The following is a 16,796-nucleotide window of genomic DNA, read 5'->3' as shown; positions in this document are numbered from 1 at the left end:
GTGGATGCTCCTTCGCCGTGCCCTGGGCTACAGGGTCTTCATGAATTCGATCAGGGCTCGCTTGTCGGTGTCCGACAGTTGCGTGCCATACAGGTGACCGCCGTTGTGGTTGCCTTCCAGGCGGGTGTCGTATTTGAAATCCGCCGACGCCTTCATCTGCGCACCACTGGTGACAAAGCCGACCTTCTGCGGGTCGTAGATATCGGAGCCGGTGTAGAACACCTGCGGACGCTGTTCCGGCGGCAGCAGCAGGTCCCAGAGGGTCGGGACCGAACCGTTGTGCAGGTACGGCGCACGCAACCAGACGCCGTCGGTGGGGGTATTGCTGTAGCTCTGGGTCTTGCGGTACGCGCTGAAGTCGAACGGCGGTTTCTTGAAGCCATGGAACGCCGTCACCAACCCGATGGTGAAGGAATCCAGGCGATGGGGATCGGTGCCCAACTGGTCGATGTTGGTGGTGACCTGGCCCGTGTCGGTGCGACCGAAGTCGTGGCAACCGGCACAGTTCTTCTCCCAGATCGGTTTGCCCTGGGCCACCTTCGCCTGGTCCAGGGCGAACGGCCAGGCCGGCGCCTTGTGCCCCAGTAACCAGTTGGTCACCCGGTTGAAGCTGGGCGGCAGCACCGATTCCGGCGTCGCCCCCACAGCCATGGCGGCTGCGTAGTTGCGCTCGTGGATATTGTTGTTATTGCCGTCCCAGTGCAGGTACATCGACTCGCGGGGTTTCTGGTTCCAGACCTGCGGCAGGTCCACGGTGCCGATGGTGGAGTCATCCGGGAAGCCGAACACCACCATTTTGGTCGGGTTGAAGGTGTCGGTCCGCCCGGGCCCCTGGGCCGGACGCAGTTTCTGCCAAGCGTAGGCCTGCTTCTGCTTGAGCAGCGCGCTCTTGGCCATCGGGATGATCAGGTAGCGGTTGTACAGCTTCTCGAAAAAGCCCAGCTGGAACTTGCCGTTGATCGCGGCCATGATCGCATCGGGGGTGAATTTCGGGTCGCTGGCGCAATCGTAGGCGAACCACTGGAAGGCTTGCAGTTGCAAGGTATTGGCCGGCGCGCTCGCGACCGGAACCGCGACATCAGTGGCGCTGGCCCGGTAGGAGCCGGTGTGACACAGGGCGCAGTTCGGCTCCACGGTGGGGTAACCCAGTTGCCGCTTGGCCATGCCGATGGGCAGGTCCCTACCGTTCTCGTAGAGGAAGCCGAACACTTCGTAACCGCCAGGCTTGGGCATCTTTTCCGGGCACATCTGCGGCAGCACGGCGAACAGGTAGTAAGGAATCCGCGCCTCGATGCCGAGGCCGATGGCGGCGTATTTGTAATGGTCTTCGTCGGATGCGAAGTCCGGTTGCGGTACCTCGCGGATCATCTGGTACCAGGTCTGGTAACCGATGAAGCCCAGCACCAGCACCACCACCAGCGCACCGGTCCTGAAGCGGGGACTGTGCCAATGCCGTATCCAGCCATCACGCCACTCCCGGCAACCGGCACAGATCAAGGCCAGGGGGCGATTGGCAACCGGGCTGCCCAGGTACAGCAGCACGCCCAGGATCAGGAACATGCTCAGGTCGCCCATCAGCATCGGCACGAACAACGGACCTTGGTTGTTGGTGTTGATCAGGTAGATCCAGAACACCACCGCCACCAGTCGCGAGAGCACGCACAACCACGAATTCACCACGAAACGCGGCGCATTGAACCCCGAGGGCATGTAGAACAGGCTGATGCCCACCAGCAACATGCCAGTGTTTTCCAGCCAGGGATCGGACAGCACAGGCGGCAGCCCGAGCATGGACGTCAGCAACGCCGGCGCGAACAACGCCGGAATCGCGAAGAACATGTTCATGACAATTCCGACCCAGATGATGCGTTGGTACCAGCGGATGTAAGTGTTCATGGGCATCCTTTTTCCTTGGGGCCTGTTCCTGAAATGCGGTGCTTTTCAGTCCGTCTTCGCGAGCAAGCCCGCTCCCACAGGAGATCGCGTGCCCCTGTGGGAGCGGGCTTGCTCGCGAAGAAGTCGACTCGATCTGATGTCAGCCGAGGGCCGTTTTCTCCAGGTGCTCAAGGATGATCGGATACACATCCACCACCGCATCCTTGCCGAAGATGCAGTCGATATGGCCGTAGCCTGGCACCTCGTGGCGGCTGAACAGTTGCGGGCCATGCATGTCGCACAGCCGTTCATAGGTCTTGAGGGTGCTTTGCGGCAGGTAGCACTGGTTGTCGGCGCCGCTGATGAAGCAGATCGGCAACTTCAACCGATCGAAATGCGGCATGTAGACGTCATTGCCCTTGAAGTCCACCAGGTGCCCCTTGCGCACGATCAGCGCCAGGTGCTCGAAGGTGTGCATGTTCGACTCGCCGAACAGTTCATGCAGGTTGTCGTGCAGGGTTTCGTTGAGGGTGTCGTGGCGGTACAGCGACGCATACATGAAGGTGATGCGATGGCAGACCGGGTTGGTGCAATAGCCCTGGGCCTCGATCCGGGCATAGCCGTTCAGCGCTTTGTCGTAGAGCTTGTTGAACCAGTTCTCCTTGGTGTCGGCGTAGGCGGTCAGGGACTTGATGCCGATGGCGTCGAGCATGCCCGGCAGGTGCAGGCCGGCCTTCAGGCCGGTGGCCGTGGCAACCACCGTATCGGCGGCGATCTGCGAACAGACCACTGAGCGCACGCCTTGCAGGCCCGCCAGCATGGACATGAAGAAGGTCGTCGCACCGTAGCAATGCACCACGCATTGCACGTCGCGGGCGAGGGTCGCCTGCTGGATCTGTTCGATGGCTGCCTTGAAGTCGTACTGGGCCACCTGGTCGCCGTTCCACTCATGCTTGCTGGCGGGCAGCAGGATGCTCACCCGCAGGTCCAGCAGCCAGACGTCGTACTCATGCTTGCACAGGTACTCCAGCAGGTTGGTGTGAATGGTATCGGTGGAAAAGATGTTCGAGCCCACGCCCAGGCCGTGAACCAGCATCACCGGACCTTTGCTGCCCGCCTGATAGCGGGTCAGGCGCAACTGGACGCTGTCTTCGGTTTCGAAGAAATGCACGGTCGGTGCCGGTGCGTCCAGCGGCCGCTTGATCCTCGGCGGCGCATCCGGGTTGAAGTAGATATCCCCGGCGAACACCCCGCCGTAACTCTCCCACAGGATGCCGGCAAAGAACTTGCCGAACCGTGCCAGGGCCTCGACCCGTTCGCGCTCGTTACGGGCGTTGAGCACCTTCATGGTGGTCATCTGCTTGGCAAAATCCGCCGGCAGGATGTGCATCACACCCGAGCCGAGTACCGCGCCGGTCTTGTCCGGCCCGCGATAGAGGGTGACATAGAGGGTGCTGGTGTCATGCCAGACATTCAGCACGCCGTTGTCCTCGGGCACGGTCTTGAAGGCGCTGAAGTAATAGTCGCTGCCGTCCTCGGCGGTCAGCTTCATGTCGTAGTTCATGTGCCGAACGCCCACCTGCTCCTGATATTGCTCGAACAGGTTGAATACGCCATTGCTGGCAACCAGCGGCTGCGGCGAGAGCAGGGGCGCATCCAGGGTACCCACCAACGTCGCGGCGTGCTCCGGCTCCTTGATCATGCGATTGAGGTCATCGGCGGTGATGGTCAGGGTGAACTCGATGGTCGAGTTGTCGGTTTTTCCGCGTTTCGCCGCCGCTTCGTAAAGCGTGAGATCGGTGCCCTGGGCCTGGGTGAAGGCGGTGGAGAAATAGCCCTTCATGGTTTCGGTGAACTGCACGCCGAGGGTTGGCGGCGCCACCGACTTTTGCGGGGCTGAGGGCAATGTGTAATCGATCATCCAGCCGCGATCGGCCGCCAGCAGGCCCATGTTGCGCTCGCTCACCGCCGAAATGGTCAGCAGCGGATTGACCGCCAGGGACGTCGGAATCACCGCACCGTCGGCCACATACAGGCCGGGGTAGACATCCGTGCCGCTGGTGCCACTGAACACCTGGCCCTTGTGGTTGACTACGCCTTGCGTCGCGTCCTCGCCCATCACGCAACCGCCCAGGGGATGAACCGAGACGATGCTGTGCTTGAGCAGCTTGGTCCAGATCGGATTCTCGACCCAGATCCCGCCCAGGGCCTTGGTGCTCTGATGCAGACGCTCATTGCCGAGGGTGACGTTTTCCTGCTCACCAACACCGGGCCAGTCAATGCGCAACTGGTCCTTGCTGTCGAGCACCATGCGGCCCTTGCCGTTGTCGTGGCTCATGATCAGGTAGGTCTGCATGTTGTGCAACGCGCCGTAATACGGGCCGCGCAGGAAGCTTTCGGCTTCCCGCCCCTTGTATTTCAGGCTGGCACCGAAACCTTTATCGGTGGGCACGCCAATCATCTCGGCGAATGCCGCCATGCTCGGCACCATCGGCCGGCCGAGGGCGCCGGGGATCGAACCTTCCTCGATGACCATGCGGCTGCGCCAGTCGCCCTCGGTGCGCATGTCGATGATCGAGGTGATGCACGGCCCCACCGGCTCCAGCTCCTTGGCCGAATGGGCGCCGAAACCGATACCGTTGATGGTCTGGTCGCAGTTGTGGCCGAACCCGAGGATGTCACCGTTGCCGCTCATGTTCTCGCCCAGCTGATTGGACATCGACAGCCCCTTGTCCCTGGAGCGCAACATGATCTCGGTAGAACCCAGGGTACCGGCGGACACCACCACGATGTCGGCCCGCACGAACAGGGTCGGTGCCGAGAACAATTCGCGACCGCTATCCAGGTACTGGAAGTGCACGATCCAACCATCGCCGTCGCGCTCCAGGTGCCGCACCTCAGCCTGGCAGAAAATTTCCGCGCCGTGGTTCCAGGCATCCGGCAGGTAATTCATCAGCGTGGTGTTCTTGGCCTTGTTGTTACAACCGGAGACGCAGTCGCCGCAGCCGTTGCATGGCAACTGTTCGACGCCGACGTGGTTGAGGTTGTTGGGCAGCTTGTCGAACGTGACGTTGATGGGTGGCCGATAGAAATGCGCCGTTTGCTTGAGGTAGTCGGCCGACTTGCGGTGGGCTTCGAGCTTGGGCAGCTTCGGCTCCGAAGACGGGTAGGCATTGGGCTTGAGCATCTCCCTGGCCCGCGCGTAACCGTCCTTGAGCAGCGTGTCACGGTGTTCGCGCACCTCCAACGGCCAGCGTGGGTCTTCGAACACGCCAGGCTCCGGTTCCAGGGAGACGTTGGCATTGATCAGCGAAGTGCCGCCCAGGCCGCAACCCACCACCACGTTCTGCTGGGCATTGACGTGCAGGTCGAACATGCCGGTGCGCGAGCCGATGTGGCCGTCAGGGTCATGCACCTGCAACTCCTCGGTGGCCGCCAGCAGGGTGTTGGGGTATTCGCCGGGTTGAATCTCACGGCCCCGCTCCAGCAGGCACACCTTGCGCCCGGCCCGGGATAGCCGTGAAGCGGCGATACCGCCGCCGTAACCGGAGCCGATGACGATCACGTCATAGTGTTCCTTGATATCACTGATGGGGGTCGAGATCCGTGTCATGTCCAAGTCCTCTCAGGCAGAAAGGGCAACTCTGCGGTTGCCTGTAAATCGAAGGCGTCCAAGCGCCTGGCCACAGTCCCGTAGAGGGACCTGCGGCAGTCAACGGTATGGCAGGTGAAACGAGCCGTGGGTGAAACGCTATTGGCGTGCACGCTGATTGGCGGCGCGACGGCGAATGCGCCTGGGCAACAACATGGGCGGCGTCGGGATGCAATTCACCGAGGGGGGGAGGTACGAGTGAGGGTGTCGGCTATCCATCCTGTTCTCCCTGAACCAGATGTGGATAAAAACGCTGATGTCCTTGTGGTTTGGAGTGAAGACACGCGACAGGTTTGCGTCAAGGCAGTTCCTTAGAACTGTATGAAATTTGACCTATAGCGTTTAAGACTATGCCCGCCGGGCGCCGCAGCCTTTCGCGAACAAGTTATCCACATGGCCACCCACAGCTAATGGGGACAAATGCGGTCCGAGATAGATGAGCCCAGGAAAAAACTGAGCAAAAACCGGGTTTTATGCACAGTGAAGGGTTCTTCCGCCATATTGGATATTTTTTAACCAAAAGTCGTGAGAGCTTGATCTGCATGGCCTGCAGAGGTGAGCGAACACCTTATCCACAGAAGCGCCAACAGCGTTTGGGGGTAAATTTGACGAATCTGTGGAAAAACACTTCCACGAGCCTTAATCCAAGGTTTTATGGGGAGTTTTCCTCTCGGAGAGACGAATTGATCATTTTATGATCAACTCAGTGAAAGGCCCGTCCCGCGCGGCTTGTAGAGGACGGCGAACATCTTATCCACAAAAGCGCCAACAACTATTGGGGGCAAAATGGGCATCACACCTGTCTGCAGTGGCGGGAAAAAGCCAATAAAAACCGTGGGTTGAGCTGCTCAATTTTTGATCGCAAGCCTGGAGTGCTTGATTGGCAAGGGGTATGGCAAGGAGCGAACAGGTTATCCACAAGTGGGTATACAGCAATTGTGGGTAAGCACTGATCCTGGGGAAGAACCCGCTCGCTCTCGAGGATTTTTTCCTTCAGCGGTCAGGGCCGATGCATGAGATACGCTTCTCCCGTCACCCGAATCATCGGATGCGGAAAAATCTGACAGGTTTTAACGATTTCAAAGCCGTGGCGCTCATAGAAGCGCCGGGCGCCAGTGTTCGCTGCGTAGTCGATCAGGCTCAACCCCTTGAGCTTCAATCGATCGGCCCGCTGTTGTGCCAGCTCGAGAAAGCGCACGCCCAGGCCCTTGTTGCGCCAACCTTCATGCAAGGCCAGGCTTGATATATAGAGCGTATCGGGAATTTCCATATCGGCGTAAGGCGCCAGCACCGGATCGGTGACAGGAGTCGCCAGCGGATCATGACGCATCACGTAGCAATGCATCATTCCGATGACTCGCCCCTCAGCCTCTGCGATGACACAGTTCTGGTAGGAAAAATCGACATCCTCACGTGCGTAACGAGCTGCGCCCACCTCCACGAGGTCCTGCCCAGGCTCCGCCAACTGGCTCCAGATATAATCCGAAGCACCTTCGGAGGAAATCTGGAACAAGCGAGCAATATCGGGCGTATCCGCGGGTAAAGCCGGGCGAAATTCAATATTCATGAAAGGAGATTCCAGTAGCTATCAGACGCCTTTATGACTTATCCACAGAGGCGCACACAGGAATTGTGGGTAAACCGGACTCCCTTGTTTGGGCTTGCTCGCGAAGACGGTGTGTCAATGACGAAAATGTTGCTGACGTGCCGTCTTCGCGAGCAAGCCCGCTCCCACAGGGATTTGCAGTGGTTACAGCGGACTAGCGAACCACCCCTTCCTCCACCAACAACTTGAGAATCGCTTCGGCACCGGCCTCCGGGCTGACGCCCTTGAGTACTTGCCCGCCTCCGCCGCTGGCCTTGGCCGTGGCGGCTTTCATGCGATCGGCACCACTCTTGGCCTTGATCACTTTCAGGCGCTTGGGGCGTGGCTTGGCCGGCTGCAGCGTTGCCGCCGCGAGCAACTCGTCGTCGATCACTTCGACTTCTTCGGCATGCAAGGCGCCACGTCGGGCCGGACCGTAGGCACTTTGGCGAGGCTTTGGCGCCGCGTTATCCACAGTGGCGAGAAATGGCAGGCGCACCTTCAGCCGTCGCCGTTGGCCACGAGGCAACGCCTGCAACACCAGAGCCACGCCGTTGTCGATGGATTCCACCTGGGCCAACCCCACCACCAACGGCCATCCCAGATTCTCCGCCAGCAGAAACGGCAGCATTCCCGAGCCTTCGCCGGTCTCAGCCTGACTACCGGTGAGCACCACCTGGGGCCCCGCGTCGCGCAGGTAATCGGTCAGGGCCGGTAGCGCGTCGGCCCCCGCCGGGTTTTCCAGCACGCGAAGCTCGTCCAGGCCCATGCCCAAGTAAGCGCGCAGGGCCGGTTCGGCCACGTCGCCGGCATGCAGTACTTGCAGGTCGCTTCCGGCCAGTTGCAAGCCCAACTCCACAGCCCGGGCGTCCTGATCGGCACGCCTTGGCCGACCGGAGGTAGGGTGGGCACCGATGGAGACGAGGCTGATCACTTGAATCGTCATGGTTGAATCCTTAACTTAAGCCGCATCGCGTTTGGCTTCGTTGCGGTAAGCCTCTACGGCCGCGATCAGCGCCTGGAGAATCGCCGCGCTGTCACCGATCACCGACAGATCCGCCCGCTTGATCATGTCGCAACCCGGATCGAGGTTGATCGCCACCACCTTGTCGCAGGCACCGATGCCTTGCAGATGCTGGATCGCTCCGGAAATCCCAACGGCCACATAGACCCGTGCGGTGACCCAGGTACCACTGGCGCCGACCTGACGGTCCCGGGCCATGAACCCATCGTCCACCGCCACCCGCGAAGCGCCTTCGGTGGCGCCCAGGGCCGCAGCGGTCTGATGGAACAGCGCCCAGTCCTTGACCCCGTTACCGCCGGAGAAAATGAATTCGGCTTCGGCCATCGGGATCGCACCCGGGTCCACCGCCACCGCACCCAAATCCTCGATGCGCGACAGGCTGCGGGCCACGCCTGTGGATAACTCCACCGGCAACGCCTCGTGTCGGGTTTCGCTGACCGGTTCGGCACATTCGGCGGCGGCCAGGATCAACCGGGCCAGAGGCCGGGCCAAGTCCTGCAAGCCCGCGCCGGCGCGACCGATGCACTCCTCGCCCTTGACTTGCCAGACGCGGGTAGCCGGGCGTTCGCCCAGGGCCGCAGCAAAGCGCCGGCCCAGCTCGGCGCCACCGCTGCGACTGTCAGGCAGCAACCAATGACGTGGGTTGAACTGGTTATCCACAGCGCGCAGGCCTTGCACCCGTTGTTCCGGTGCATAACCGCTGAACTCCTCGCCGTCCAGCACCAACAGGCGATCGACGCCGGCCGTGGCGAACGCGCTTTCCTTGTGCTCGCCGAAGACCACTGCCAGCACGGCACCGTCCGTACCGGCCAGCTGATGGGCCAGGCCGAGCAGATCGCGGTCGTGGCTGCTGAGGCGTCCGCCCACCATGTCCGGTACCACACAGATGTGGAACGCCGGTTGCGGCACTTGATGCAACGGCAGTTGCACTTCAGTCGCGGCACTGCGCTTGGCGGTGCCACCCTGTTGGGCACCGCTGCGGTCGATACGTTTGATACCGTTGGGGCCGATGAAGCCGACGCCATGGACGTTCTTGCGAACGATGCCGTTGGGGCCCATCCAGCTGTGCTGGACCGGTTGCATGGCCGCGTGCAGCGGGTGCAGGCGGTTGCGGGCGATCCACTCGGCGCGAGGGTCGCGGCGGATGATGTCGCTCATTAATGCACCTCCGCAGGTTCACGTTTGACCGAGGCCGCAGGCTTGCTCGGCGCTGCATCTTCGAGCAGGGCGTCAGCCACCAGCTCGGCGATGTCCTTGATCACCGGCCGTGGCTCGACCACGCCTTCAAGCATGGCGGTGCACTGTGGACAACCCACGGCCACCAACTCGGCGCCGGTTTCGCGGATGTCTTCCATGCGCATGTCAGGGATCCGCTGCTTGCCCGGAATGTCGGTGATCGGCGCACCGCCGCCACCACCGCAGCAACGCGAACGGAAGCCGGAACGCTGCATTTCCTTGACCTCGATGCCCAGCGCACGCAGCACCTGGCGCGGTGCCTCGTATTCGCCGTTGTAGCGGCCCAGGTAGCACGGGTCGTGATAGGTCACACTGTCACCCTTGTGCTGGCCGAGGTTCAGCGCACCGGCGTCAATGATCTCCGCCAGGTAGGTGCTGTGGTGCTGCACCAGGTAGTTGCCATCGAAAGCGCCGTATTCGTTTTTCAGCACGTGGAAACTGTGGGGATCGCAGGTCACGATGCGGTTGAAGCTGTATTTGCCCAGGGTCTGGATATTGCGCTTGGCCAACAGTTGGAACGTCGCTTCGTCGCCGAGGCGCCGGGCCACGTCGCCGCTGTCGCGTTCTTCGAGACCGAGCACGGCGAAATCGATATTCGCCGCCTTCAGCACTTTGACGAAGGCGCGCAAGGTGCGCTGGTTGCGCATGTCGAAGGCACCGTCGCCGACCCAGAACAGCACGTCGGTGGATTTCTTCTCGCTGAGCAGATTCAGGTTGAGGTCCGCCGCCCAGTTCATCCGGCCGCCCGGTGCGAAGCCGCCAGGGTTATCGGTGGCGATGAGATTTTCCAGCACCTCGGCGCCCTTGTTCGGCGTAGCGCCTTTTTCCAGGGTCAGGTGCCGACGCATATCGACGATGGCGTCGACGTGCTCGATCATCATCGGGCATTCCTCGACGCAGGCACGGCAGGTGGTGCAGGACCACAGCGTCTCAGCGTCCACCAGGCCATTGACGATCGGCTGGTGCGGGTTGCCGCCGTGCTCACCCACCGGTTTGCCCGGATACGGGCTGCCGGCGAACTTCGCATCGGTGCCACCGGCCAGGCCGACGACCATGTCCTGGATGAGTTTCTTCGGGTTCAGCGGCTGGCCGGCGGCGAACGCCGGGCAGGCAGCTTCACACTTGCCGCACTGCACGCAAGCGTCGAAGCCGAGCAACTGGTTCCAGGTGAAGTCCTTGGGTTTTTCCACGCCCAACGGCGCGGTTGGATCGTTCAGGTCCAGCGGTTTCAGGCCAGTAGAACGACCGCCGCCAAAACGCTCGGCACGGCGGTGCCAGGCCAGGTGCAGGGCACCGGCGAAGGCGTGCTTCATCGGCCCACCCCAAGTCATGCCGAACAACAGTTCCGACACGCCCCACAACACGCCGACGCCGAGGATCGCCGCCAACAACCAGCCACCGAAGTTCTCCGGGAGAATACCGGCCACCGGTAAGGTCACCAGGAAGAACGAAGCCGAGAACGCCAACAGGCTTTTCGGCAGGCGCATCCACGGGCCTTTCGACAGGCGCGCCGGCGGATTGCGCCGACGCAGGTAGACAAAGATCGCACCGACGAACATCACCGCCGACATCAACAGCAGTGCATAACCAAGGATGCGGTTATGCAGGCCGAAACCGTGCACCAGGATCGCCAGCACGAGCGACGCCACCGCACCACCGGCCGTGGCAACGTGGGTGTTGGCAATGTATTTGTCCCGCGCCACCACGTGGTGCAAATCCACCATGTAGCGCTTGGGCATGGCTAAAAGGCCGCCGATCAGGTTGACCTTGGACGGTCGCCCTCGACGCCACATGTTCACCCGCCGCAAGGCGCCAAGGGCCGCGAGGCCCAGGGCGGCGAACAGCAGGATTGGAAGAAGGGTGTTCAGCATGGTGAAGCTCCCAAAGACCTCAGGTCTTGCAGGCACAGAAACCTGGATGTCTTGCTCGATTCCTGTGGGAGCGGGCTTGCTCGCGAAGGCGGACTCACATTCAACATTGATGTCGACTGATCCACCGCTTTCGCGAGCAAGCCCGCTCCCACAGGGTTATCCACAAGCCGTTAGAAATCCTTGCACAGCCGCAGGGCGTCGTAGATCGCGGCGTGGGTATTACGCTGCGCTACACAGTCACCAATGCGGAACAGCAGATAGCCATCGCCGCTCTGCTCCAAGCATGGTTGAGGCTTGATCGCGAACAGGGCTTCGACATCGATCTGGCCCTTGTTGCGCGAACCTTCCTTGAGGGCGTAGTAGATTTCCTCATCCGGACGCACGCCGTTCTCCACCACCACCTGATCCACCACGCGTTCTTCCTTGGCACCGGTGTATTCGTTCTCCAGCACCGCCACCAGCTTGTCGCCTTCGCGGTAGACCTTCTCCAGCATCATGTCTCCGGTCATGATCACTTCTTTCGGGTACATGCTGCGGTAGTAGGTTGGGAACGACGTCCCGCCAATGGCCACACCCGGCTTGATGTCGTCGGTGACGATCTCGACCTGGCTGCCCTTGTCGGCGAGGAAGTCGGCCACCGACATGCCGGTGAACTCGCAAATGGTGTCGTAGACCAACACGTTTTTGCCCGGAGCGACCTTGCCGTCCAGCACGTCCCAACTGCTGACCACCAGCCCTTCGGCGGCGCCCCAGTGTTCGTTCTGCTCCAGGTTCGGATGACCGCCCACCGCCAGCACTACCACATCCGGACGCAGGTCCATGATGGTTGCCGCGTCGGCCGCCACGCCCAGGCGCAGGTCGACTTTCAGTCGCGCCAGCTCCAGTTGGAACCAACGGGTGATACCGGCGATCTGGTCCCGCTGCGGGGCTTTCGAAGCGGTGGTGATCTGTCCACCGATGAATTCCTTCTTCTCGAACAGGGTCACGTCGTGCCCACGTTCGGCCGCCACGCGAGCGGCTTCCATCCCCGCCGGGCCGGCACCGACCACCACCACCTTGCGTTTCGGCCCGGTGGACTTCTCGATGATGTGCGGCACGCCCATGTATTCACGGGAGGTTGCGGCGTTCTGGATGCACAGTACGTCCAGGCCCTGGTATTGACGGTCAATGCAGTAGTTGGCGCCGACGCATTGCTTGATCTGGTCGACCTGGCCCATCTTGATCTTGGCGATCAGGTGCGGGTCGGCGATGTGGGCGCGGGTCATGCCGACCATGTCGACGTAACCGCCCTCCAGGATCCGCGTGGCCTGGTTCGGGTCCTTGATGTTCTGCGCGTGCAGCACCGGTACCTTGACCACTTCCTTGATGCCGGCGGCCAGGTGCAGGAATGGCTCCGGTGGATAACTCATGTTCGGGATGACGTTGGCCAGGGTGTTATGGGTGTCGCAACCCGAACCTACCACACCGATGAAATCCAGCATGCCAGTGTCGTCGTAGTACTTGGCGATCTGCTTCATGTCTTCATGGGACAGGCCGTCCGGGTGGAACTCGTCACCGCAGATGCGCATGCCCACGCAGAAATCGTCGCCCACTTCGGCACGCACGGCCTTGAGCACTTCCAGGCCGAACTTCATCCGGCCTTCGAAGCTGCCGCCCCATTCGTCGGTACGTTTGTTGACCCGCGGGCTCCAGAACTGGTCGATCATGTGCTGGTGCACGGCGGACAGCTCGACGCCGTCCAGGCCACCGGCCTTGGCCCGGCGCGCGGCCTGGGCATAGTTGCCGATCACCCGCCAGATTTCTTCCGGCTCGATGGTCTTGCACGTGGCACGGTGCACCGGCTCACGCACGCCCGACGGCGACATCAGGGTCGGCCAGTTGAAGCCGTCCCAGCGCGAGCGACGGCCCATGTGGGTAATCTGGATCATGATCTTGGCGCCATGCTTGTGCATGGCGTCGGCCAGGTTCTGGAAGTGCGGGATAATGCGGTCGGTGGACAGGTTCACCGAGCTCCACCATTCCTGCGGGCTGTCGATGGCGACCACCGACGAGCCGCCGCAGATCGCCAGACCGATGCCGCCCTTGGCCTTCTCTTCGTAATACTTCACGTACCGCTCGGTGGTCATACCGCCGTCAGTGGCATAGACCTCGGCGTGAGCGGTGCTGAGCACGCGGTTGCGGATGGTCAGTTTGCCGATCTGGATCGGCTGGAACATTGCTTCAAAAGCCATGGCGCAATCCTCGACTTACAACGGCTTGACGATGAACAGGCCGTCGTCGTGGCCTTCTTCGGAACCACCGTAGACCTGCTCGGCCACGGTACGGATCGAACTGCCGCGGGCAGCGAGGATCTGGTCCATAGCACCGGCGAACCAGCCGGTGAACATGTAGTCGACCTTGCGTCCGACCTTGCCGTACACGTAGACGAACGCCGAGTGTTCGAGCTTGACGCTGCAGGTGCCTTTGTCGAGGTCGATGTCCTGGATCTTGAACAGGCCCCAACCACGTTGCGACAGGCGCTTCATGTAGTGTTCGAACACCGCGACGCCTTCCAGGCCGTGGCATTCGGCTTCTTTTTCACACCAGTGCCAGGCGGATTTGTAGCCGGCCTTGTAGAGGATCTCGGCGTAGGCGTCGGCGCCCAGCACTTCTTCGATACCCATGTGGTTGTTGACGAAGAAGTGACGCGGCACGTAGAGCATCGGCAGGGCGTCGGAGGTCCAGACACCGGTTTCGCTGTCGACTTCGATAGGCAGTTGAGGGGCGATTTTGGCCATGAAAACTTGACTCCAGAATTCGTAATCGTTACTGAGCGAAGCGTTTGCTTCTGCTCTTATAAAAAGCTGTGTGAATGCCTTTGGAGCCGTAGCGAGCACGTCGAGAGCAAGGAAGGACCGGAGCGACAAGCGAGACAGTACGCATGTACGGCGAGCTTGGCGCGAGGACCTGACGCAGCTATCGGCGAGCGCAGTAGGCTCCAGAGGTATTCACTCGCCCCAGACGTCCTTCAGAACGTTCACCCAGTTCTCACCCATGATCTTGCGTACCACCCGCTCGGAGTGACCGCGCTTGAGCAGCGTCTCGGTGAGGTTCGGGAACTCGCCCACGGTGCGGATGCCCAGGGGGTTGATGATCTTGCCGAAGTTGGTCAGACGACGGGCGTAGCCCTTGTCGTGGGTCAGCATTTCGAAGAACGCCTGATCGTGGCCCTGGGTGAAGTCGGTACCGATACCAATGGCGTCCTCGCCAACGATGTTCATGGTGTATTCGATGGCTTCGGCGTAATCGTCGATGGTCGAATCGATGCCCTTGGCCAAAAACGGCGCGAACATGGTCACGCCGACGAAACCGCCATGATCAGCGATGAATTTCAGTTCTTCATCGGACTTGTTGCGCGGGTGCTCTTTCAGGCCGGACGGCAGGCAGTGGGAATAGCAGACCGGCTTCTTCGACTCGAGGATGACCTCTTCGGAGGTCTTGGAACCGACGTGGGACAGGTCGCACATGATGCCGACACGGTTCATCTCGGCGACGATTTCACGACCGAAGCCCGACAGGCCGCCGTCGCGCTCGTAGCAGCCGGTGCCCACCAGGTTCTGGGTGTTGTAGCACATCTGCACCACACCGACACCGAGCTGCTTGAAGATCTCGACATAGCCGAGCTGGTCTTCGAAGGCGTGGGCGTTCTGGAAGCCGAAGATGATGCCGGTCTTGCCCTGCTCCTTGGCGAGGCGGATGTCGGCGGTGGTTTTCACCGGGATCACCAGGTCGCTGTTTTCACGGATCAGTTTCTGGCTGGCTGCGATGTTGTTGATGGTGGCCTGGAAGCCTTCCCATACCGACACGGTGCAGTTGGCTGCGGTCAGGCCGCCCTTGCGCATGTCTTCGAACAGTTCGCGGTTCCATTTGGCAATGATCAGCCCGTCGATAACGATGCTGTCGGCGTGCAATTCGGCTGGGCTCATCAGGCAGTCCCCTTTTATCGGATTTCATGCGCCGAATCGTCTGCCGGCGCTTTGGGGCCAGCATATGCCTGAGGGCCGTGGCGACCCGGTGCAAAAACGACAGGGGAATTGCCGAAAGCGTCAATCCGCGACAAAGGGCTGCGCGAGGCCCACCCTCGCCGTCTGTTCTTTGCCCGGCGCTTGCGCCAGAATCCGCTGCATCACTGGTTTTCACTGGACTTGAGCGGCAACGCAATGAAATCAATCTTCCTGGCTTTGGCATTGATCAGCACCGTCGCCCACGCGACCGAAGACACCGAACAGAACCCCTGCGACGCCGTCGAAAACGACGTCCAGACCCTCGCCTGCTCCGCCTACGGCAAGACGGCCGCCGAACAGCTGCTGAGCGAAAACCTGCAAAGCCTCAACGAACGCCTGCAGACCCGTTACGGCAGCGACAAGGCCCAGCTCAACGACATCACCGCCAAGATCAAGGCCGCCCAGCAACTGTGGCAGAAGCAGCGCGACGCCGACTGCGCCATCGCCGCCTTTCCGGCCAAACCGGGCAGCGAAGCGTACAAGATCGCTGAAAACGACTGCATGGCCCAGGTGAGCGATGATCGGTCGGAGTTTTTGGAGTCAATCGGACAGGAGTGACCCAGAGGCGTCACTCCCGCCTACTGTCAACTCTGACAGTAGGCGGATCACAACGAGAATCCTAGGATGAGCCCACGCTTCGCCTTGCGGGGATTCTCGAATGCATGCGCTCACCGTCCTGCCCCTCTACGGCCTGGCCATTTTCATCGCCATCGTGCTGGGCATCGAGGCCGGTCGCCGGATCGGCAATCGCCATCTGACCCTGGATCCCGAGGGCGCCCGCCAGGGCATCGGGGCTATTGAGGGCGCGGTGTTCGGCCTGTTGGCACTGTTGATTGCCTTTACCTTCTCCGGTGCGGCCTCGCGCCTGGATCAGCGGCGAGCCTTGATCGTTGCCGAAACCAACGCCATGGGCACCGCCTGGCTGCGTCTGGACCTGCTGCCGGCCAGCGAGCAACCGGCGGTGCGCCAGGTTTTCAGGGATTATGTCGACGCCCGGATCGACTACTACCGCGACTTGCGCGAGGACGAGATCGACGAAACCGCCCATGACCGGGCCAATGAGTTGCAGCGAACCATCTGGAAACGCACGGTCGCCGCCCTGCAGCAGATGCCCACGCCGACCCTGGGGGTCAGTGCGCTGCAGGCGCAGAATGAAATGATCGACATCACCACCACCCGCGCCGTGGCCCACGAAACCCACCCACCACTGATCATCTACCTGATGCTGGTGACCATGACCCTGGTCAGTGCCGTGCTGATCGGCTACGGCATGGCCGGTACGGCGCAGCGTCACTGGCTGCACAGCCTGGGCTACGCGGCGGTCATGGTCTGCGTGTTGTATGTGATCCTGGACTTCGAGTACCCCCGCTTCGGCGTCATCCGGGTCGACTACTTCGACAAAATCATGCTGGACCTGCGCAAGACCATGGACTGAGGCAACAAAATCACCACGTCTCCTGGCTTCGATGTGGATAGACTTGAGCCTCATATCCAAATCCCGAAGGTTCGA

General features: G+C 61.4%; 11 protein-coding genes. 2 read left to right on the top strand and 9 right to left on the bottom strand.

Features of this window, described 5'->3' with window-relative positions; translation table 11 throughout:
- Window positions 1–27 precede the first annotated feature (27 nt).
- From FBX99_RS19510 to FBX99_RS19470, 9 genes are all read right to left on the bottom strand, one after another.
- Window positions 28–1,896, bottom strand: a complete 1,869-nt coding sequence (locus FBX99_RS19510; RefSeq protein WP_144926427.1) for a hypothetical protein — start codon at window positions 1,894–1,896, stop codon at window positions 28–30.
- A gap of 139 nt (window positions 1,897–2,035) precedes the next feature.
- On the bottom strand, window positions 2,036–5,488 hold the full coding sequence (locus tag FBX99_RS19505) for a GMC oxidoreductase (protein WP_144926424.1): 3,453 nt from the start codon (window positions 5,486–5,488) through the stop codon (window positions 2,036–2,038).
- A gap of 1,039 nt (window positions 5,489–6,527) precedes the next feature.
- A complete protein-coding gene (locus FBX99_RS19500; protein ID WP_144926421.1) occupies window positions 6,528–7,094 on the bottom strand; it encodes a GNAT family N-acetyltransferase in 567 nt (188 codons plus the stop codon).
- Window positions 7,095–7,287: 193 nt separating this feature from the next.
- Window positions 7,288–8,058 carry an electron transfer flavoprotein subunit beta gene (locus FBX99_RS19495; protein WP_047702359.1) on the bottom strand — a complete coding sequence of 257 codons (771 nt, stop codon included), beginning with the start codon at window positions 8,056–8,058 and terminating at the stop codon, window positions 7,288–7,290.
- A gap of 15 nt (window positions 8,059–8,073) precedes the next feature.
- Window positions 8,074–9,294: an electron transfer flavoprotein subunit alpha/FixB family protein gene (locus FBX99_RS19490; protein ID WP_144926418.1), complete on the bottom strand. Its 1,221-nt coding sequence runs from the start codon at window positions 9,292–9,294 to the stop codon at window positions 8,074–8,076.
- Complete coding sequence (gene dgcB, locus FBX99_RS19485) at window positions 9,294–11,243, bottom strand: dimethylglycine demethylation protein DgcB (RefSeq protein WP_144926415.1); 1,950 nt, start codon at window positions 11,241–11,243, stop codon at window positions 9,294–9,296. Before dgcB ends, FBX99_RS19490 begins: the two co-directional genes overlap by 1 nt.
- A gap of 170 nt (window positions 11,244–11,413) precedes the next feature.
- Window positions 11,414–13,474 (bottom strand): dimethylglycine demethylation protein DgcA, encoded by a 2,061-nt coding sequence (gene dgcA / locus FBX99_RS19480; protein ID WP_144926412.1) that lies wholly within the window; start codon window positions 13,472–13,474, stop codon window positions 11,414–11,416.
- A gap of 15 nt (window positions 13,475–13,489) precedes the next feature.
- Window positions 13,490–14,020, bottom strand: a complete 531-nt coding sequence (locus FBX99_RS19475; protein WP_024776567.1) for a DUF5943 domain-containing protein — start codon at window positions 14,018–14,020, stop codon at window positions 13,490–13,492.
- Between the two features lie 210 nt (window positions 14,021–14,230).
- On the bottom strand, window positions 14,231–15,208 hold the full coding sequence (locus tag FBX99_RS19470) for a dipeptidase (protein ID WP_072342246.1): 978 nt from the start codon (window positions 15,206–15,208) through the stop codon (window positions 14,231–14,233).
- A gap of 234 nt (window positions 15,209–15,442) precedes the next feature.
- Here FBX99_RS19470 and FBX99_RS19465 point away from each other — a divergent pair, with 234 nt between their 5' ends.
- Entirely contained in the window at window positions 15,443–15,844 is a 402-nt protein-coding gene (locus FBX99_RS19465) for a lysozyme inhibitor LprI family protein (RefSeq protein WP_144926565.1), read from the top strand.
- A gap of 100 nt (window positions 15,845–15,944) precedes the next feature.
- Window positions 15,945–16,721 (top strand): DUF4239 domain-containing protein, encoded by a 777-nt coding sequence (locus tag FBX99_RS19460; RefSeq protein WP_144926409.1) that lies wholly within the window; start codon window positions 15,945–15,947, stop codon window positions 16,719–16,721.
- Window positions 16,722–16,796: the final 75 nt, after the last annotated feature.

The sequence above is a fragment of the Pseudomonas sp. SJZ074 genome, assembly GCF_007828215.1.
Taxonomy (GTDB): Bacteria; Pseudomonadota; Gammaproteobacteria; order Pseudomonadales; family Pseudomonadaceae; genus Aquipseudomonas.
The sequence above is the reverse complement of the archived record's forward strand: the minus strand, read 5'-3'. Positions and strand labels throughout refer to the sequence as shown.